The following is an 18,185-nucleotide window of genomic DNA, read 5'->3' on the forward strand; positions in this document are numbered from 1 at the left end:
GTTACCGCAAGGGCGCCGTCAGCAGTTCGAGCGGGATGGCGTCGGCCATGGCCTGATAGCCGGCGACCGAAGGATGGATATGATCGCCGCTGTCGTAGGCGGGCAGCAGACGGTCGGGGTGCGCAGGATCGCGCACCGCGCCATCGAAATCGATCATGCCGTCGAAATGGCCAGGGGCTCTGATCCAGGCGTTGACAGCCTGCCGGTCCGCTTCGTTGGCCGCATCGGGATGATAATAGCTTGAGCCCCCATAGGGCATGATCGTCCCGCCGATCACCTTCATGCCGTGGCGATGGGCCTGATCGATGATGAGGCGGTAGGCGGCGATCAGCTTTCCGACAAATTGACGATGCTCCTCCGCTGAAACCGGGTGATCGTGCGTCAGAGCGCCCAGATCGTTCACCCCTTCGAGCAGGATCACGGTGCTCGCGCCGGGAAGCGAGAAGAGATCGCGGTCAAGCCGGTCGAGCAGGCGTGGCCCGACGATATCGGTGAGCACGCGATTGCCCCCAAGGCCCTCGTTCAGCACCGACCAGGCGCCCAGATCCTTCCGATCATGGAGCCGCCGGGCCAGCAGATCGGGCCAGCGATCATTGCCGTCGACGCTCGACATATAGCTGTCGGTGATGGAATCGCCGAGCGTCACGATCGCCCGCGCTTGCGGCGCCCCGTCCGCGGCGATGGCGGAAAGCTGGAACCAGTGGCCGATGCCGGTCGCATTCCGGAGGGTGGGAAGATCGACCTGATCGCCCTGCGCCACGAAATTGGTGGATCTGGCATCCCCGTGCCCGGTCTCGCCATCGAGGGCCGTCGGGAAATGGAGGCTGATCGCGAGATCGCCGAAGGCTTTGGTCTCCATGTCGACCGGATCGGACCAGACCTCCCGGCCGGGCGCGATCGTGACCGAGGGGCTGCCCGAAAAAGTGAGCCGGTGCCGGCTTGCGGCCACGATGTCCGCCTCTCCGGGGGCCTCGGCGCGTGCGATCCCCGCTGCATCGATGACGAGCGGCTTGCGGCCGAAAGCGTTGGACAGGCGGATGCGCAGGCGCCGGCCAGCAGCGCTGACCCGCACGATGTTGCGCACCGTCTTATCCCCCAATGGCTCGGGATCGAGCAGATGTTGCGGCTCTGCCGGGACCTGCGCGGAGGCCCACAGGCCGATGCCGGGCGGCCCTCCCGCGGCGGCGGAAGGGCTCGCCACAAGGTAGCCGATGGCGAGGATCAGCCCTGATATGTGCGCTGGCCCTGCCCGGCGCGGACGACCGGGAGAAGAGATTTTCCCTGGCCGTCCGCCCCCCTTGCCGGTTTCGATCGGGTTCTGATCCATGGACCTCTTAGAACTTCCCTCTGATGCCGAGCGTGAAGCGCCGGCCCGTGAGGAGATATTGGCGCGCAAGCCCGAAATTGTTGACCTGCTTCTGGACGCTGTTCGTCAGATTCTCAAAGTCGAGCGAGAAGCTGACATGCGGCGTGACGTCGTAGCTGACCGATCCATCAAGCTGGCCATAGGGCTTCTGGAACTCCCGATCGCCAAAATAATCTTCCGTTCCGGTGTCATATTTGCTACGCCAGTTGTAGTAAGCGCGCGCTCCGATGCCCCATTTCTCGAAATAGAGGCCGGCATTGTAGCTGAACTTGGAGACACCCGGTAGGGTGGTGGGCAGCGCATTTTCCTGCGCAGGAACCTTCGGCGCGTCGATGTAGGTCGCATTGCCGAAAATGCCAAAGCCGTCGATCGGCTTGGGAAGGAAATAAAGCGGCACCTGAGCACCGAACTCGATGCCCTTGACCTTCACGCGTTCGAGGTTGATCGGTTCGGACCGGCGGAAGGTCAGCGTCACCTGACTCCCATCGGAGCGCGTCGCGGTACGGGTATCGAGCGTCTCGCCGTTGATGATGAAATTCTTCACGTCCTTGTAGAAGAAGGCCAGCGAGATCAGTCCCGAATGGGGCATGTAATATTCGAACGAAAGATCGAGCTGGTTGGCGAGATAGGGCTTCAGGTCGGGGTTGTTGGCGCTGATCGACAACACGTTGGCGTTGACGTTCAGTCCCACGCCGAGCAGGCCGAATTCCGGCCGGGCGAGCACGCGCGCGGCTGCAAAGCGTGCGGCAAGCGTCGGCGTAATGTCGAATTTGACGTTCAGACTGGGCAGAAAATAGGAATAATCGTTCTTGGCCCGAAGCGGTCCGCCGGGGGGAACGATGGTCTGCACGCCGCCGGGGGCGATCTGCAGGTTGTTGAGATCCGCGCCGAAGCCATCGGAGGTCAACGCCGTGTGGATGAAACGGCCGCCGATATTGCCCGACAGACGGTCGGCGAACCCGCCGAAATCGGCCATCACATAACCCGCTATGGTCTTCTCATGGACGTCGACGCCCGAACCGAGCTGCTCGGTGAGAGGAGATGCCTGTTCGAGCTTGTCCTGCGGGATGATCGAGAAGAACTTGTTGAAATCGAACGCCAGGAATGAAGGGAGGAAGAAAGGAATGCCGGTCGAGTAAGAGGCAACCGACAGGACCGGTGCCGCATTGACGCTGCCCTGCTCCACATCGGGCTGATAGACCAGCGCCCCGTTCGACAGGGCCGCCAGCATCTGGGCGCTGGTCTGTGCCGAGAAGCTGCGATAGGTGAAGCGGCGATCCGAATAGAGCGCACCGGCGCGCAACGTCCGGAGAAAGCCGCTGCCGACATCGAAGGAGAGGTCGATCTTGCCTTCGGCGAGGCGATCCTTGTTGTAGTTCTTGCCTTCATACATCGTGTTGAAGGCGAAACCGGTCGGGTCGAGCGGATCGTAGCCGCGATCGAACTGGACATCGGGGCCGCCCCCGATGCCGTTGGGGTGCGTGATCTCCGCCGAGCCGCGCCCGATGACGGAGGGAAGGAAGGCCTGGTTGAGCGCCTTGCCCAGCGAGTAGTCGCCTTCCAGATTGACGTGGAAGCGGCCGTAATTGAGCTTGGTTCCGGCGGTGCCCGAATAGACGCGGTTGCGATTCAGCGACGGCTGCGCGTCGGCGCGCACGTCCAGCCCGTCGGCGTCCACGCTGGTCAGGAAACCCTGCGATCCAGAAGACAGGAGATTGACGAAGCTCGTGTCGATCGTGCTGCCGCGGATGCCGTAATTGCCGCCCGGCGTGGCGGGCGCGATATTGGTGTAGCGCGTGGCGGCGTCCAGCGCATCATCGCGATCGCGATAATAGGCATACATGCCGTTCGCATAGAATTCGACATGGTCCGATGGCTTGAATTGCATATCGCTGACCACCGAGAAGCGAACACGGTCGTTATACCGGATATAATAGGATTGGGCGTGGTCGTAGCTGTAGGTGTCCTTGAGATCGCCATCGCCATTATAATCGACGGGCGGCGATTTGCCGGACACGAAGGGATTGTTCGCTTCTGAAGATTCCGCAGCCGTTTCCGCGCCATAGCCTAGAAGGTCATAGGCGAGGAGCTTCCGCTTCTCGTATCCGACGCCAAGATTGACGCCGAATGTGCCCGAATCGTTGACGTAGGTGCCGATCGTCGAGGCGCGCGGGCCGGATTGACGACGGTTCTCGTTGTAGATCGTCTCCAGCCGCGCCGCGACCGTGGAGCGACTGGAATCCAATGGCTGCGGCGTATGGATGTTGACCGTGCCGGAAAGGCCGCCATCCTCCTGCGCCGCGGTCGGGGTTTTCTGTACCTCGATCGCGCTTACGAAGTCGGGGGACAGGTCGAGGGAGTTGAATGCGCGACCCTGGCCGCTGACGATCTGGTGACCATTGACTTCGGTCTGGACGAAGGAGGGGCTCAGGCCCCGGATACTGACCGAACTACCTTCGCCGCGGAAACGCGTGATCTGCACGCCCGTCACGCGTTGGAGGGATTCGGCGATATTCTCGTCCGGATATTTTCCGATGTCTTCGGATGCGATCACGTCGCTGATGATCGACGATTGTTGCTTGAGCTGCCTGGCCTTGTCGAGCGAACGGCGAAAGCCGGTAACCACGATCGTATTCTGCGCGTCGTCCTGGCTGCTCTGATCGGTCGCCGTGCTTGTCGTGGCGGCCGGCGCTGCCGGAACGGGAGCCTCTCCTGCCCATGCTTCGCTGCCAGCGGCCAGCGTGACCGCCATCGCCACCAGGGACGCCCCGCGCCCCATACGGACATGTCTCATCAACTCTCCCCTTATTTTCATATGGTTGGAGCCCTTCGCCCTGGCGAATGCATGCAGGCGGAGAGGAGGGATTGGCGCGCGCGGACGGTTTCTTCCGACCCGGATCGCGCTTCTCGACTAGCGCATCTCTCTCCCTCCCTCGCAGGGCCTTGGCGGTCCCCATTTATATGATCTGATATCATCGTTTATTCGCATGTAAAATAGTTTTTGCATATGAGTGCTCGGATCGAGCGGATGGCCGCTATGCGCGCAGACGTCCGTGACTGGATTTGATCGAGCCGGCGCCGGCATCGTGGGCGACGGTATCCACAGCAAAGTCGGGTGCGAGCGGGCTGATCGCCGGCGCTCGAAGCTCTTGCTTGGATGCTGTTCCGATCATCACGGCCGGTGGTGCCGTAAAGGCAGGAGCGGAGCGCTCCCTGATGCGGGACGAGCGGGGCCCGCGGGCGCCTCTTCCGCGAATCGCCGATGCAGCGGCCCACATGAGCGGGCCGGGTATTCAGGATCGGGCCGGTTTTCCGTTCATCCGGCCGATATGCGGACGGTAGCGCAGGCTAGGCGATGGCCGCGACAACCCGCTCGCCATGCCGGGCGTCCAGAAGTTGCGATGCGACGTTGAACGTCCGTTCGTTGTCGACATCGATGGCGTGGGCGCCGTCCGGCAGCACGACCGCCCGGATCTGCATACGGAAGCGGCGCGACAATCGCTTCATGGCGCTGCTCAGGGAAAGCCGGCCCATCAGGAACAACAGCACGTTGATCGGCCCGATGGCCGCCACCAGGCGCATCGGCTTCTTGGCGAACTGGCCTCCGCCCCGGAAGCTCTCCGCTGCCCGGAAGGCGTTTGCTCCCGCGAAGGCATAGAGGTTGCAGTTCGAATATTCATCGTCGGTGAAACGATAGAAGCGGCGCTGCCCATCCGGGTGGGCCGACAGCACGGAGGCCCTGGCCGCCATCGCGATCCCCACCTGCGCACCGCTGCGCAGCGTTCCCAGCATGGCTTCGATCGCACCCGGCGTCAGCAGCACATTGTCGGCCGTGGTGACGATCGTCGGCTGGTCGAGGTCGACTGCCGCGGCATGGACGCTGTCGGCGAGGTTCGAGGCCGCGGGGACATATTCGATGGCGACGGGGGCATCGGGCAGCTCCTCGCGGAGCGTTGCTGCCATCTCGGGTTCGACGACGATCTTCAGCCGCGCGAGCCCCGGCGTCGCCCGCAGGGCCTCGACGACATGGGCGATGAGCGGCTTGCCGGCGATCGGCACCACGCATTTGTGGGTGAGGCCCGCCTTCTCGGCGAGGGGATCGATCACGCCGCGGCGCTGCGCCGCGAGCACCACCGCGGCGAAGCCTGTGGAGGATATCTTCTCAGGCCGCAAGTTCGAGGCTCCTCTGGAGCAGCCCTTGCCGGGCCATGCTCTCGGCCAGGATGGTCTCGATGAGGGCGGCATGGCTCCAGCCGATCTGCGCGGCGGCGATGGCAATCGTCTTGCGCGACCAGAGATTGCAGTTGAGATTCACCTCCATGAACAGCAGCTCGCCGGTCGCGGCGTCCAGCCGGAACTCGTAGCGGCCATAGTCGAAGGGGGTGAACTCGGGCATGATCCTGAGCGCCAGCGTCTCCGCCGCGTGGCGGAGCGCGCCATCCTCCAGCGGGCGGATGCGATAGGCTTGCCGATCGGCGAGATCGCGCTTCTCGCCATAGGTGCGCAGCTCGCGCGGGTTTTCCTGCTCGACGATCTGGGTGGGCAGGACGAAGGGCGCGCCATCGAGCGTGATCGCGGACACCTCCACGTCGTGCCCGACGATGAAAGGCTCCACGATCGCGTCATGGCCTTCGGCGTGCAGTTGCTGAACGGCGTCGCGGACGCCGGCCCAGTCGGCCTGCGCGCTCACGCCCCAGCTCGCCGAGGAGGCGTTGGGCTTCACCACATAGCTGGCGGCCTCGAAAGGCGGGCGGGAGTCGATCGGCGCGCCACGGCGGCAGACCGTCCAGGGCGCTGTCGGTAGCCCGCGCGCGACGGCGGCCTGCTTGGTGAGATGCTTGTCGTCGGAGAGGCCGCGCAGGATCGGGCTCGCGCCGAGATAGCGCAGGCGGTGCCGCTCGCACAGCAGCGGCAGCAGCATCTCCGAATTGAGGAAGCCGCCACGATTGAGCAGCGGGAAGACGAAGTCCACCGGCGGCCGTTCGAACAGCGCGTCATATCCGTCCGCGATGGCGAGATCGACGCCGATCTCCTCCAGCACGAGACGCATCTCGCGGTGGTAGATGGCATGGCTCCCATCACTGGGATGGAGTTGCCCGTCCCAGCGGGCATGTTTGGCGATCAGCAGCACGCGCAGGGCGCGCTTCATCTCCGCCGGAAGCACACGCGGTGCGGCGGCATAGACCATTTGGACCCTCCTTCCGCGTCATGAGCACGATTTTCGTGCCCACCCCATGATCACGGTTGGTTCGATCGACGATAATCCCGTTGGATGAAGGTGCTGCTACCGCTTTGTTGCGGAAAGGGGGCGTGAATGTTTCAGGTGGTGGGCGAGAAGCTCGCCATAGCGCCCCTGCGCCAGCCCGGCCCGCGCCGCCCGCTGCGGCATCAGCACGCCCGGCTTGCCGTTGCCCTCGATCAGGATCGGTGCGTCCGGCGTCAGGGCGACGTCCCACCCGATCAGGACATATTCGGGGAAAGCGCCATGCGCGCGCGCGGCCAGTGCCTTGGCGGCCTCCCAGCCGGGCAGGTGCCGTCCCTCGATCGGCGCGCCCGTGACGGGGTGGATAGCGTAATCTCCGCCGCCATAGCCCTTGCAGGCCGCCCCAAGCCGGCCGCTCCCTAGATCGACGGCCATGATGAGCCCGCCGGCCTTCATATTGTCGATCCGCGCGTCGGGGGCGGTCGGGCAGCGGAAGGTGGCGCTGACGATCTCGGGCCTGCCTTCCTCGTCGAGCATGGTGACGATGCGGATGGTCGGCAGGGCCGACATGGCGAGATCGGCGAGGGCGGGGTGCGGGAAGGCCAGCGGCTGCACGAGCACTGGCGCCTTGCCGGGAAGATCGCGCAGCACGGCTTCCAGCGCGGTGCGATCCGTGACGGTGCCCAGCACCCGCACGCCGCCGCCGCCCTCTCCGTGGATCGGCTTGGCGAGCAGCGGCCGCCCGGCGGGATCGGCGAGGATGCGGATGCCGTCGGGCCCGGTCGCCGCGACCGTCTCCGGGTGCGGCAGGCCCCCCGCCAGGCAGCGCTCGGCGAACAGTCGCTTGTCGGCGAGCACGCAATCGCGCCGCCAGCCGGCCGGGTTGATTTGCTTGTTGAACGCGGCATCCTCGAAGCGGCGGATATAACGGCCGAACTCCTCCGGCCTTTCGATGCGGAAGAGCGCGATATCGTTGGGATCGGCGAACGCGACCCGCGCTATGCCGAGCGCGCGGCGATACCAGGAATGTTCAAGCCCGAAGCGCCTCCGCACCATCCGTGTTCGCCACGGCAGCCACAGATGGAAGAGCGTCCCGGCCACGGCATCGAGCAGGGCCCGCGCCGGTCCGCGCTCCGCCCGTCGCCGCGCATAATGCGGCGCGAGGATGTCGGCCGAGACAGGCCGCCATATCCCCGGGAACAGGGCATAGGCCTTCTTCCAGTAATAGAGGCGGTCATAGCCCATCGATGCGAACCCGGCTTGTGCAGGATCGTCACAAATGATGCCTAAGCATGACGGTTGGAAGCATGGCCCAGATCCTTCTCGATATTCACGACTTCCGGTCGAGCAGGGTGGTGCGCATTGCGCTGGCTTTGGCTGGGCGGCCGTTTCCGGTTGCGATCGCCAACCTGCCCTGATGGCCGGGACGTCCGCTCCCATGACGCCATCGGGCGAGTCCGCGGTGTTCGGCCGGATGCGCCGCAATCTGGGCTGGCTGCTCGGCGGACGCGGATTTCAGGCCGTTGCCAGCCTCTTCTATCTGGGCTTCGCGGCGCGGGCGCTGGGGCCGCAGGGGTTCGGCGAGTTCACCCTGTCGCTCGCTTATGGGCAGGCGATCGCCAATCTCGCGCAGTTCCAGTCGTGGCAGGGGGTCATCCGCTATGGCACGCTGCATCTCGCCCGCGCCAATCCGCGCCGCCTGTCCCGCCTGCTCGGCCTGACCGCGACGCTGGACTGGGCGAGCGCGATCATCGGCGCGCTGGTGGCGGTGGTGGCCCTGCCGTTTCTCGCGCCCTGGCTGCACTGGTCGGCTGACCAGCAGCATCGCGCCGCCCTTTTCAGCGTGGCGCTCCTCCTGTCGATCGGGGCGACGCCGACGGGCATGTTGCGCCTGTTCGATCGCTTCGACCTGATCGCCTATGCGCAGGCGGCGGGGCCGGTGGTGAGGCTGGGCGGCGTCGCGCTCGCCTGGGTGTGCCATGGCGATGTCGGCGCCTTCCTCGGGGTGTGGGCCATCGCGGCGCTGGCGCAAAGCCTCGCGACATGGGCGCTGGCGCTGCGGCATACGGATCAGGGGATCGGCCTCGGCGTGCGCCGGTTCCGGATAGCCCTGCGCGAGAATATCGGGATCTGGCGCTTCATGCTGGTGACCAACCTGTCCTCGACCCTCAGTCAGCTGACCGAGCAGGTGGGGACATTGGCCGTGGGCGGCGTCGCCGGTCCGGTGGCTGCCGGCGGCTATCGGATGGCCGCGAAGCTCGCCAAGGCGATGGCGCGGCCCGTGCAGATGATGGCGGTCACCCTCTTCCCCGAGCTGGCCCGTCTCGCGGCGCAGAAGGATGTGGCCGTGCTCGACCGCGTCATGGCGCGGACGCTGAGGTTTTCGGCGATGTTCGCCCTGCTCCTGATCCTGGTGGTGTTCCTGTGCGGGCCGCTGTTGCTGCGGTTGCTCTCGGGTCATGACTATGCCTTTGCCCGGCCCGTGTTCACGCTTCTCAGCATCGGCGCGGCGCTGGACCTCTCCGGTTTCGCGCTCGAACCGCTGCTCGTCGCGCATGGTCGCCCGCAGCGGGTGCTGAGGATCAAGGCAGGCGCCTCGATCGCTTATTTCCTCGTCCTGATCGTGCTGCTCCCGATGCTGGGATATATGGCAGCAGCCATCGCGACGGTGGGCGCCGCGCTCGTGACCCGCCTGCGCCTCGGCCATGCGGCGCGGACGCTGCATGGGTGACGAGGGTGGTCAGTAGGCGTCCGCCCAGCGCACCAATCCCGGCATGACCAGCAGGACGAGCGGATACTGGAGCAGCAGGCCGCCGATGATGGCGATGGCGAGCGGCTGCTGGATGCCCGACCCCTGCCCGATGGCGAGCGCCAGCGGCAGCAGCGTCAGGATGGCGGCGAGCGTCGTCATGGTGATCGGGCGCAGTCGGTTGCGGCTGGCCGTGCGGGCGGCTTCGGCGGCGGGCAGCGTGCCGCTCAACGCCTCATATTCGGAGATGTAGAAGATCGCCATCTCGGTGCCGATGCCGAGGATCATGGTCATGCCCATCAGCGCCGTGATGTTGAGCTCCACCCCTGTCAGCCATAGCGCGATGAACACCGCGAGGGTGGAGAAGAGCGAGCAGCCGATGATGATCGCGGGTGTCGCGAAGCGGCGATAGAGGAGCAGGAGCAGCACGAACTCCGCCATCAGCGCGGCGGCGAACACCCGGGCGAGCCCGGCAAAGGCGATCTGCTGCTGCTGATAGAGCCCGCCCAGCTCGTAGCGCACGCCGGGCGGCAGCACGCCGGGCTTGTCCAGCGCGGCCTTCACGTCGGCGATGGCGGAGCCGATGCCGCGTCCCTCGATCCGACCGGTGACGGCGACCAGCGGTTCCAGATTCTCCCGCGCGATCTGGGGTTGGCCGGTGACGCGCACGACCTCCGCGACGCGGCCAAGGGGAAGGACATGACCGTCGGCCGCACGGATCGGCAGGCGGGCCAATTCGTCCTCGGTGAGGCTCAGCGCGTCGGGGAGGCGGACGCGGACGTCGACCATCTTGTCCGCCTGCGGAAGCGAGGTGGCGACCGCGCCGGTCAGCGCGTCGTTGAGCGCGGTCTCGACATCCGCAGGTGTCACGCCCTCGAAGCCGGCCCGCACGGGATCGATCTTCACGTCGAGCGCGTCGCCCGCCAGTTGCAGGCCGCTCTTCACCTCGACCACGCCGTCGATCTTGCCGATGAGCGCGGCGACCTTCTCGGCCTCGGCGCGCAGGGGGGCGGGGTCGGCGGCGAAGAGCTTGACCTCGATCGGCTGCGGCACGGCGGTGAGATCGCCGATCAGATCCTCCATGAGTTGCGCCAGCTCGACGTCCACGCCGGGCACCTTCGCCGTCACCTCGGCCAGCACGTCGGACATGACCTCCTCGGTCGATCGCGAATGGCCGGGCCTGAGGCGGACGAAATAATCGCCGTGATAGCTCTGGCCGAGATCGCCGCCGAGGCCGGTGCCGAGCCTGCGCGAGAAGGTGGCGACATCCGGATCGGCTTTCAGGATGGCATCGACCTCCGCCATCTCCCGGCTGGTCTCGTCGAGCGACGTGCCGGGCCTGGTATAATAGTCCATGACGAAGCCGCTCTCGTCGACCTTGGGCATGAAGCCGGTCGGCACTTTCGACCAGGCGAGCGCGCCGAGCACCAGCAGCGCCAATGCCGCCACCGCGATCAGCCACGGCCTAGCCCCAAGCCGATCGAGCGCACGGGCATGGTGCCTGTCGAGCCAGCTCTCGCGATCGGCCGCCGGATCGTGCCAGGCGGCGAAATCGACGATCCGCCGGGCGAGCAGGGGCACGACGAAGGCGGTCATCGCCCAGCTGATCGCCAGCGCCGCCGCCATCGTCAGCGACAGGGCCTTGGAAAAGGCGCCCGTCACGCCGGTGAGGAAGGAGAGCGGCAGGAAGACGATCAGCGTCGCGAGGCTCGATCCGGTCAGCGGTTTCATGAACTCGCGCGCGGCGAGCAGCACGGCGTCCCGGCCGGCGGCAGCGGCGCGGCGGGCGATATGCTCGATCATGACGATCACGTCGTCGATCAGCAGCCCCACGGCGGCGGCGATGCCGCCCAGCGTCATGATGTTGAAGCTCATGCCGGCGAGGCTCAGCACCAGCACCGTGGCGGCCAGCGTCGCCGGCACGACGAGGAGCGCGATCAGCGTCACGCGCCAGCTCTTGAGGAACAGGAAGAGCACCAGCGCCGCCAGCACCAGCCCGATCAGGACGGCATCCCGCACGCTTGCCACTGACTGGGTGACGAGCTGGCTCTGATCGTACCAGCAGACGAGGCGGACGCCCGGCGGGAGCGGCAGCCCGGCCAGCCGCCGGGCGACGCTGTGGGCGATCTTCACGGCGTTGCCGTCGGGCTGTTCGAAGATGTTGAGCAGGACGGCGGGCTTGCCGTCCTCGACGATGCGCTGCCAGACGGGCACGACGCCGCGCTGGACGGTGGCGACATCCTTCACGCGCACCACGCCCTGCGGGGTGGTTTTGACGACGATGTCGCCGATCTGCCCCGCGCCGGTCAGGCTGCGATCGGCGATGACGAGCGAGAGGCGCCCGCGATCCTGCACCTGGCCGACCGCGCTCAGCACGTTGCCGCTGCGGATGGCGGCGGCGAGATCGGGCATGGCCAGACCGGCCGCCGCCAGCCGCTGCGGATCGGCCAGCACCTCCACCTCGGCCGTATCTCCGCCCTGAACATCCACGCGGGCGAGGCCGGGGATGGAGGAGAGGCGAGGGGTGATCTGATAGAGGCCGAAGTCCCGGAGCGTCACGGCATCGGGATGGTCCGACACCAGCGCATAGGAGATGATCGGGAAGACCGTCGGGTCCATGCGGCGGACATTATAGGCGGTGCCGGCGGGCAGGGTGGGGAGGGCGCGGGCGATGGCGCTGTCCACCATCAGCGTCTCGGCCACCATGTCGCGGCCCCAGCCGAAATCGATCGAGATCTGCGCCGATCCCCGCGTCGTCTCGGAGCGGACGTTGGCGACGCCGGGGATGGTGCGCAGCGCATCCTCGACCGGGCGGGTCACCAGCATCGCCGTCTGGTCGGCGGGGCGGCTGCCGGCGTCGAGGTCGACCACGACGCGCGGGAAGGAGACCTGCGGGAAAAGGCCGATCGGCAGCGACAGCGCCGCCGCGATCCCGGCGAGCGTCAACGCCAGCGCGATCACCAGCACGGCGCGCGACTGGCGCTCGATCAGGGCTTCGAAGCGCATCAGCGGGCCGCGCGGACGGCGCCGCCATCCTCGACCTGATAGGCGCCCTCCACGATCAGCGGCCGCTTGGGATCGAGCGGCCCCTGCACGACATCCTGCATGGCGGATGTCTGCACGATGGCGACCGGAACGGCCTTGGCGCGGCCCCCCGCGATCTGGAAGACGTGGGCGCCGTCATCATCCGTGACGACGGCTGCGTGGGGGACGGCCCAGCCCATGCTGGCGCCCGTTGCGATCTCGGCCTTCACCGCCTCGCCGGGGAGCAGGGCGCCGGCCGGGAAACCGAGATCGACATCGATCATGTGGGTGGCGGGATTGAGCTGCCCATCGATGCGCAGCACCCGCGCGGCGATGGCAGGGCCGCCGCTCAGGCGGGTGAGGCGCGCGGTCTGGCCGGGGCGGACATGGTCGCGTTCGGACGGATCGATGCCGGCGGTGGCGATCATCGCTCCTTCGCGCGCCACGGTCGCGAGCGCGGCGCCGGGCTGGGGGCGATCACCGGCTGCGACGGGAAGTGCGGTGACGATGCCGCCGAACGGCGCGCGCACGATCTGGATCGCCTGACCTGCGCCTTCGCGACGCTGGGCGTCGAGCGCGGCTCGCGCATCCGCCACGGCCTTGTCCGCCTGGCTGAGCTGGTCGCGCGTGGCGAGCTGCTGGGCGAGCAGGCGGGCGGTGGTGTCGCGCTGCCGGAGGGCGGCGGCGAGCGTGGTCGAGGCGGCCTCGTAGCCGGACAGGGCGGACGGTGCGACCGCGAAGCGGACGAGCGGCTGGCCGGCATGGACGTGCGCGCCCGCCGTCACCAGCAGGGCGGCGACCTGCCCCGGCTGGGGGATGCTCAGCGTCCGGGTGCCCGAGGAGGATGGGGTGGCGCTGCCATAGGCCGTCAGCCAGCGCGGCATGCTGCCCTGCCGGGGCGTGATGGTGGAGACGGCCACGCCGGCATCGGGCGCATGGCCCGGCTGCTCGGCTCCGCAACCGCTCAGGATGGCGATCATGGCGAGGGCCAGCGGCCGTTTCATCGGGCGGCCTCCGTCGCCGGGAGCGTATCCACGGTGGGCAGGCCGGCGCCGATCAACGTCTGCAAGGCGATCTGCCGGTCCATCAGCGCGGTTTCGAGCGCCATGACATCCTGTTCTCTGGTGAAGCGGGTGGCGATGAGATCGACATAGGCGGTCTCCTCGATGGCGGACCGGCCGCGGGCGGCTTGCGCGTGCTCCGCCGCCAGCCTCGCCGCGGGGAGTGCTGCGCGGGCGACGACGAGCTGGCGTTCAAGCTGCTCCATCTCGGCGAGCGCCGCGCCGGCTTCGCCCGTCGCGGTGGCGAGGCGGGCGGCATATTCGGCCTGAAGCAGGGCGCGGGTGGCACGGGCGGCGGCGATGGTGCCCTGTCCGCGATCGAAGATCGGCAGGCCGATGGTCGCTTCCGGGCCGACATTGACGACCTTGCTGGAATCACTGGTGGCCGAGCCGCCGAGCACCAGATCGGGGAACTGGGTGAGGATCGCCTGCCGCACGCCTTCCTCCTGCGCGGCATAGCCGAGACGAAGCGCCAGCAGATCGGGCCGCCGCTCCGGCAGCGTGGCGAGCGATGCCCGGATCGCCGCCGGATCGAAAGGTGGCAGCGCGACGGCCGGAACCAGCGGCAGCTCGATGTCGGGCGCGAAGCCGAGCAGCGCGTCGAGCTGATGCCGGAGCTGGAGCAGGCGCTGGTCGATCGTGTCGAGCGTGCCCCGCGCCGTCTGAAGAGCGGAGAAGCTGGGGGAGGCCGTGACCAGCGTGACGTCGCCCGCCGCGAGGGCCGTCCGCATCGCCTGATCGCGCGCGGAGAGGAGGCGGAAGGCCTCATCCGCCAACTGCTGTTGCCGTCGTGCCGCGATGAGATCGGCTGCGAGCTGGCGGGCCTGCCCCGCGACCAGCCACTCCTGCCACAGCAGATCGGCCGCGGCCTGCCCCGCCGTGTCGCGCGCCGCGCGCCGCCGGGAGCGATAGGTGACGAGCGCCTTGACGTCGGTCGACAGCCCGACGCTCCACGCCGAGGCCACGCCGACCCCGGACACCAGCGGCAGGAATGCGCCTGCCAGCGAGGGATTGGGCAGGATGCCGCTCTGGATCAGCGCGGCGTCGGCCACGCCCCGCTTCGCGCGCGCGGCCTTGAGATCGGGATTATTCTCCAGCGCGAGCCGTACCACCTCATCGATGCCGAGCGGATGTCCGGGGGCGATGTGCCCGATCAGCGGCGCGCGCGTCGCGAGCGGGGCCGGCGCATAATGCTGGCAGGCGCCCGCCAGCAGCAGGAGAGGGAGGACGGCACGCCTCACCGGCCGAACTCCAGCGCGACGATCAGGCCGGGGCGATTGTCGCCGATCACGAGCTTCGCGCCATGGATGCGCGCGATCGCGGCGACGAGGCTGAGCCCCAGCCCATGGCCCGGCCGGGACCGGCTCGCCTCGAGGCGCGCGAAACGCTGGGTGATGCGGCCGCGATCGGCCTCGGCCACGCCCGGTCCGTCGTCCGCCACTTCCAGCCGCACCCGATCCTCCCGGACCCGGAGCGAAAGCCGGATCGCCGTCCCCTCGGGCGTGTGGCGCTGGGCATTGTCGAGCAGGTTGATGAGCGCCTGCGCGATCAGCTCGCGGTCGCCGGTGACGCTGGCGGCGGGATCGATCCGGCAGATCAAGGTGCGGCCCTCATCCTCGACGGCGGGCGCATAGCTCTCGCCGATATCGGTCGCGAGCCGGCTGAGATCGACCGGACCGAACGTCTCGTTCAGCCGCCCGCTTTCGATCTCCGACAGGCGCAGCAGCGCGCCGAACAGGGCCAGCACCTCGTCGCTCTGTTCGATGGCGCGCTCGATCACCTCCGGTCCGGCATCGGGGCGACGGCCTTCCTCAAGCTGGTTGCGCAGGCGGGTGAGGGGGGTGCGCAGATCGTGCGCCACGTCGCTCGACACCTGCCGCAGATTGTCGAGAAGCTCGCCGATCCGGTCCAGCATGGCATTGAGCGCGGCCGACAGGCGATCGAACTCGTCGCCGCGCGGGCTCATCGCGACCCGGCGATGGAGGTCGCCCGCCATGATGCGCTCGGCCGCCGTGCTGATCGCCGAAAGCCGCCGCCGCAGATAGGCGCCGAGCAGCAGCGCGCCCGCCGTCCCGATCAGCAGCATCGCCACGAGGGCGAACCCGAGCAGCGAGAGGATCAGGCGCTCCGTGCCGGTCACCTCCTCCCAGTCGGCGGCGACGACCAGCCGTTCGCCATTGCGGAGATCGACGGCGAGCGCGCGGGCGGTGTCGTCGCCTTCGCCGGGATCGACGAAGGCGATGCTGCTCCAGCCGGTGTCGGGCCGCGCCGTGTCGAGCAGGCCGGCCACGCGCTTCCCGTCGGGCGCGAAGAGCGCATAGCCGAGATCGCCCGTGGCCCGCGCATTCTCGCGCCGGGCGATCACCATGCGCAGGCTGGCGGCGCCTTCGCCCCGATATTCGCTGATGAGCGAACTCATCTCCGCGGCGATGCGATCGTCGAGCTGGCGATGCAGCGCGACGTGCGCGGCCCAGTAGACGCCGCCGCCCAGCGCCATCGCCGCCGCGGCGAAGGCGGCCGAATAGACGATCGCGATCCGGTAGGCGGCGCTCCGAACCATCGTCAGTCCTCGACGCGCAGGCGATAGCCGGCGCCGCGCACCGTCTCGATGATGTCCCTGGCGCCGCCGAGCGCGAGCTTGGCACGCAGCCGGCTCATATGCGTCTCGACGAGGTTGGTCTGGGGATCGAAATGGAAGCCCCACACGGTTTCGAGCAGCATGGTGCGGGTGACGATCCGGCCGGCATGGCGCATCATCTCCTCCAGCAGCCGTATTTCGCGGGGCTGGAGCGGAATGGCGCGCCCGGCACAGGCCACCTCGCGATGGAGAAGGTCCATGGTCAGCGGGCCGGCGGAGAGGCTGGTCGGATCGTCGCCCGCGCTCTGCCGCCGCAGGATCGCGTTCAGCCGCGCCGCCAGCTCGGAGAGCGCGAAGGGCTTGACCAGATAGTCGTCGGCGCCGGCCTCCAGCCCGTCGACGCGATCCTCGATCCGGCCGAGGGCGGTCAGCATCAGGGCCGGGGTCCTGCACCCGTTCGCGCGGGCTTGTTGTAGGAGGCTCAGGCCGTCGATGCCGGGCAGCATCCGGTCCAGCACCGCCACGTCGTAGCTTTCGCCGCAAAGGCGCCGCAGCGCCTCGTCGCCGGTGGGGGCGATGGTGGTGACATGGCCGAGATCCTGAAGTCCGCGCGCCGTGAAGATGGCGGTGGCCTCGTCATCCTCGGCGATCAGAACCCGCATGGCGTGCCTTCTGCATGATCTTGGGTGCGGGAGGATTCTTAGCGGCGATCGTGGGGTTGCGGGCCTTACAATTTCCCAATGTCGGGGAGCGGCGTCAGCCGAGCGGCCCGAATCCGAGGATGCCCCGGCGATAGTTGAGGATGATGGCGGTTCGGGTGAGGCCGGGGCCGGCGAGGATTCGGGCCTCGGCGGCCGGGGGTGCGGCGTGGCCGATGCGGGGATTGCCCGGAAAGCCGATGCCGTCGCGCCAGAAATCGAACTTCGGCTTGCCGGCCCGGTCGTGAGTCAGCGCCAGCGTATAGGCGCCGGGCGAAGGAACGCGGATGCAGAGACGCACCGGCCCCTGTGCCGGCAGGGGGATGATCGCGCGGCGGAAGGTCTTGTGCGCGGCGACCAGCACATTGTCGTCGGCGAGGAAGCCGGCCTGATCGGGCGGGAAGAGTTCGGCGCGCAGCGTCCCTGTCCGGTCCTTGAGGCCGAGCGGGCTGATGAGGATGGCTGGCCCCGGCTCGTCCGGGCGGCAACGCCCTTCCGCAGTGCCGAGGCTTGGGCTCGACGCGATCGGCGCCGCCCCGACGAGCAGGAGAAGCGGGAGGACGCGGATCATCGCGCCGGTTCTGCTGGCGGCGTCAGCAGGTCGGCGAGCGCGAGGACGACGCCGAGGACGAGATGGGTGAGCAGGATGAGCGAGGCGGTGATCGCCACGACATCGGCGAGATCCCCGCGCGCACCGATCAGATAGGTGACGAGGCCGGCGAACACGATGTCCTTGTTGGGCATCAGCGGAAGCCGCGACAGGAGCTGGCGCAGCGCCGCGAGCACAACCCACCAGCTGAGCGTGACGGCGGGCAGGGCCTCGTGCCACGCCAGCGCCGAGAGCAGCAGCGATGCCGCGATCCTTGCGAGGTGCACGGCCGAAATCCGACTGAGTTCGGCGCGCGCGAGGGTGAACAGCCGTTGCCGGAACAGCATGGCCGGAAGCGACATCGCGACCACCACCATGGCGGAGAGGAGCAGCGCGCGCCCATGCTGGCCGAGCTGGAGTGTGCCGAGCGCCGGCCACGCCAGCCCCAGCATCGCCAGCGTGACGAGATTGCCGATCTGCGCCGACAGCACCGACACGTCCTTGATGACGCCGAAGGGCGCCGCGGACAGCCTCCGTCTCCGCCGCATCTAGGCGTAGAAATAGACCTCGCCCGAATAGCCGAGCAGGATTTCGTTGGAGATGCGCTTGCGCAGCAGCGGGATCAGCCCGGACAGCGGAAGAGACCACAGGCGGCGATAGATGAGCCATTCGCTGACCGGCAGCGCGAGATAGGCTCCGGCCAGCGCCAGCCAGAAGGCTGGGCGCACCGGCAGCATCGCCGACAGATGCCCGAGATCGAGCGTCCGCAATTGGGTCAGCGCCGCCAGCAGGACGCCCACGGAGATGACGGGCGACACCCAGCCGCGCCAGCCGATGGTCCGTTCGCGAAGTTCCTCGGGGTCCCATGCGATGGGGAAGGCGGGGGAGGTGATGGAAGTGCCGGTCTGCACGCTGTC

General features: G+C 68.0%; 14 protein-coding genes. 1 reads left to right on the plus strand and 13 read right to left on the minus strand.

Annotated features, from left to right (window positions below; all coding sequences use genetic code 11):
- Position 1 precedes the first annotated feature (1 nt).
- From ST3T6A_RS0106350 to ST3T6A_RS0106370, 5 genes are all read right to left on the minus strand, one after another.
- Positions 2–1,201 (minus strand): SGNH/GDSL hydrolase family protein, encoded by a 1,200-nt coding sequence (locus ST3T6A_RS0106350; RefSeq protein WP_235785744.1) that lies wholly within the window; start codon positions 1,199–1,201, stop codon positions 2–4.
- Between the two features lie 133 nt (positions 1,202–1,334).
- On the minus strand, positions 1,335–4,160 hold the full coding sequence (locus tag ST3T6A_RS0106355; RefSeq protein ID WP_162140514.1) for a TonB-dependent receptor: 2,826 nt from the start codon (positions 4,158–4,160) through the stop codon (positions 1,335–1,337).
- 554 nt (positions 4,161–4,714) lie between these two features.
- The gene (locus ST3T6A_RS0106360) at positions 4,715–5,539 is read right to left on the minus strand and encodes an NTP transferase domain-containing protein (RefSeq protein ID WP_019832070.1); all 825 of its coding nucleotides are present in this window, start codon (positions 5,537–5,539) and stop codon (positions 4,715–4,717) included.
- The gene (locus ST3T6A_RS0106365) at positions 5,529–6,554 is read right to left on the minus strand and encodes a D-alanine--D-alanine ligase family protein (RefSeq protein WP_019832071.1); all 1,026 of its coding nucleotides are present in this window, start codon (positions 6,552–6,554) and stop codon (positions 5,529–5,531) included. The genes ST3T6A_RS0106360 and ST3T6A_RS0106365 overlap by 11 nt, the downstream gene beginning before the upstream one ends.
- Positions 6,555–6,650: 96 nt before the next feature.
- A complete protein-coding gene (locus ST3T6A_RS0106370; RefSeq protein WP_019832072.1) occupies positions 6,651–7,814 on the minus strand; it encodes a sugar-transfer associated ATP-grasp domain-containing protein in 1,164 nt (387 codons plus the stop codon).
- A 193-nt stretch (positions 7,815–8,007) separates the two neighbouring features.
- On the opposite strand from ST3T6A_RS0106370, the gene ST3T6A_RS0106380 reads away from it, so the two are divergent.
- Entirely contained in the window at positions 8,008–9,300 is a 1,293-nt protein-coding gene (locus ST3T6A_RS0106380) for a lipopolysaccharide biosynthesis protein (RefSeq protein ID WP_019832074.1), read from the plus strand.
- A gap of 9 nt (positions 9,301–9,309) precedes the next feature.
- On the opposite strand, the gene ST3T6A_RS0106385 is transcribed toward ST3T6A_RS0106380, so the two are convergent.
- The 8 genes from ST3T6A_RS0106385 to ST3T6A_RS20775 all read right to left on the minus strand — a co-directional run bounded on the left by ST3T6A_RS0106385 (position 9,310) and on the right by ST3T6A_RS20775 (position 18,179).
- Positions 9,310–12,324, minus strand: coding sequence for an efflux RND transporter permease subunit (locus ST3T6A_RS0106385; RefSeq protein WP_019832075.1), 3,015 nt, complete (start codon positions 12,322–12,324; stop codon positions 9,310–9,312).
- Entirely contained in the window at positions 12,324–13,346 is a 1,023-nt protein-coding gene (locus ST3T6A_RS0106390) for an efflux RND transporter periplasmic adaptor subunit (RefSeq protein ID WP_019832076.1), read from the minus strand. The genes ST3T6A_RS0106385 and ST3T6A_RS0106390 overlap by 1 nt, the downstream gene beginning before the upstream one ends.
- Positions 13,343–14,644 carry a TolC family protein gene (locus ST3T6A_RS0106395; protein ID WP_019832077.1) on the minus strand — a complete coding sequence of 434 codons (1,302 nt, stop codon included), beginning with the start codon at positions 14,642–14,644 and terminating at the stop codon, positions 13,343–13,345. Before ST3T6A_RS0106395 ends, ST3T6A_RS0106390 begins: the two co-directional genes overlap by 4 nt.
- Positions 14,641–15,963 carry a sensor histidine kinase gene (locus ST3T6A_RS0106400; protein WP_019832078.1) on the minus strand — a complete coding sequence of 441 codons (1,323 nt, stop codon included), beginning with the start codon at positions 15,961–15,963 and terminating at the stop codon, positions 14,641–14,643. The genes ST3T6A_RS0106395 and ST3T6A_RS0106400 overlap by 4 nt, the downstream gene beginning before the upstream one ends.
- A gap of 2 nt (positions 15,964–15,965) precedes the next feature.
- Positions 15,966–16,643 carry a response regulator transcription factor gene (locus ST3T6A_RS0106405; RefSeq protein WP_019832079.1) on the minus strand — a complete coding sequence of 226 codons (678 nt, stop codon included), beginning with the start codon at positions 16,641–16,643 and terminating at the stop codon, positions 15,966–15,968.
- A 94-nt stretch (positions 16,644–16,737) separates the two neighbouring features.
- Entirely contained in the window at positions 16,738–17,250 is a 513-nt protein-coding gene (locus ST3T6A_RS0106410) for a DUF2141 domain-containing protein (RefSeq protein ID WP_019832080.1), read from the minus strand.
- Complete coding sequence (locus ST3T6A_RS20770; protein WP_019832081.1) at positions 17,247–17,816, minus strand: hypothetical protein; 570 nt, start codon at positions 17,814–17,816, stop codon at positions 17,247–17,249. The genes ST3T6A_RS0106410 and ST3T6A_RS20770 overlap by 4 nt, the downstream gene beginning before the upstream one ends.
- A complete protein-coding gene (locus ST3T6A_RS20775; RefSeq protein ID WP_019832082.1) occupies positions 17,817–18,179 on the minus strand; it encodes a hypothetical protein in 363 nt (120 codons plus the stop codon).
- Positions 18,180–18,185: the final 6 nt, after the last annotated feature.

This window comes from Sphingomonas sp. PR090111-T3T-6A (assembly GCF_000383095.1).
Taxonomy (GTDB): domain Bacteria; phylum Pseudomonadota; class Alphaproteobacteria; order Sphingomonadales; family Sphingomonadaceae; genus Solisphingomonas.

Excerpts from the sequence above, each read along its gene's own strand:
- ST3T6A_RS0106355 (WP_162140514.1), bottom strand. The coding sequence starts at position 4,160 with ATGAGACATGTCCGTATGGGGCGCGGGGCGTCCCTGGTGGCGATGGCG.
- ST3T6A_RS0106365 (WP_019832071.1), bottom strand. The coding sequence starts at position 6,554 with ATGGTCTATGCCGCCGCACCGCGTGTGCTTCCGGCGGAGATGAAGCGC.
- ST3T6A_RS0106370 (WP_019832072.1), bottom strand. The coding sequence starts at position 7,814 with ATGGGCTATGACCGCCTCTATTACTGGAAGAAGGCCTATGCCCTGTTC.
- ST3T6A_RS0106380 (WP_019832074.1), top strand. The coding sequence starts at position 8,008 with ATGACGCCATCGGGCGAGTCCGCGGTGTTCGGCCGGATGCGCCGCAAT.
- ST3T6A_RS0106385 (WP_019832075.1), bottom strand. The coding sequence starts at position 12,324 with ATGCGCTTCGAAGCCCTGATCGAGCGCCAGTCGCGCGCCGTGCTGGTG.
- ST3T6A_RS0106390 (WP_019832076.1), bottom strand. The coding sequence starts at position 13,346 with ATGAAACGGCCGCTGGCCCTCGCCATGATCGCCATCCTGAGCGGTTGC.
- ST3T6A_RS0106400 (WP_019832078.1), bottom strand. The coding sequence starts at position 15,963 with ATGGTTCGGAGCGCCGCCTACCGGATCGCGATCGTCTATTCGGCCGCC.
- ST3T6A_RS0106405 (WP_019832079.1), bottom strand. The coding sequence starts at position 16,643 with ATGCGGGTTCTGATCGCCGAGGATGACGAGGCCACCGCCATCTTCACG.
- ST3T6A_RS0106410 (WP_019832080.1), bottom strand. The coding sequence starts at position 17,250 with ATGATCCGCGTCCTCCCGCTTCTCCTGCTCGTCGGGGCGGCGCCGATC.
- ST3T6A_RS20770 (WP_019832081.1), bottom strand. The coding sequence starts at position 17,816 with ATGCGGCGGAGACGGAGGCTGTCCGCGGCGCCCTTCGGCGTCATCAAG.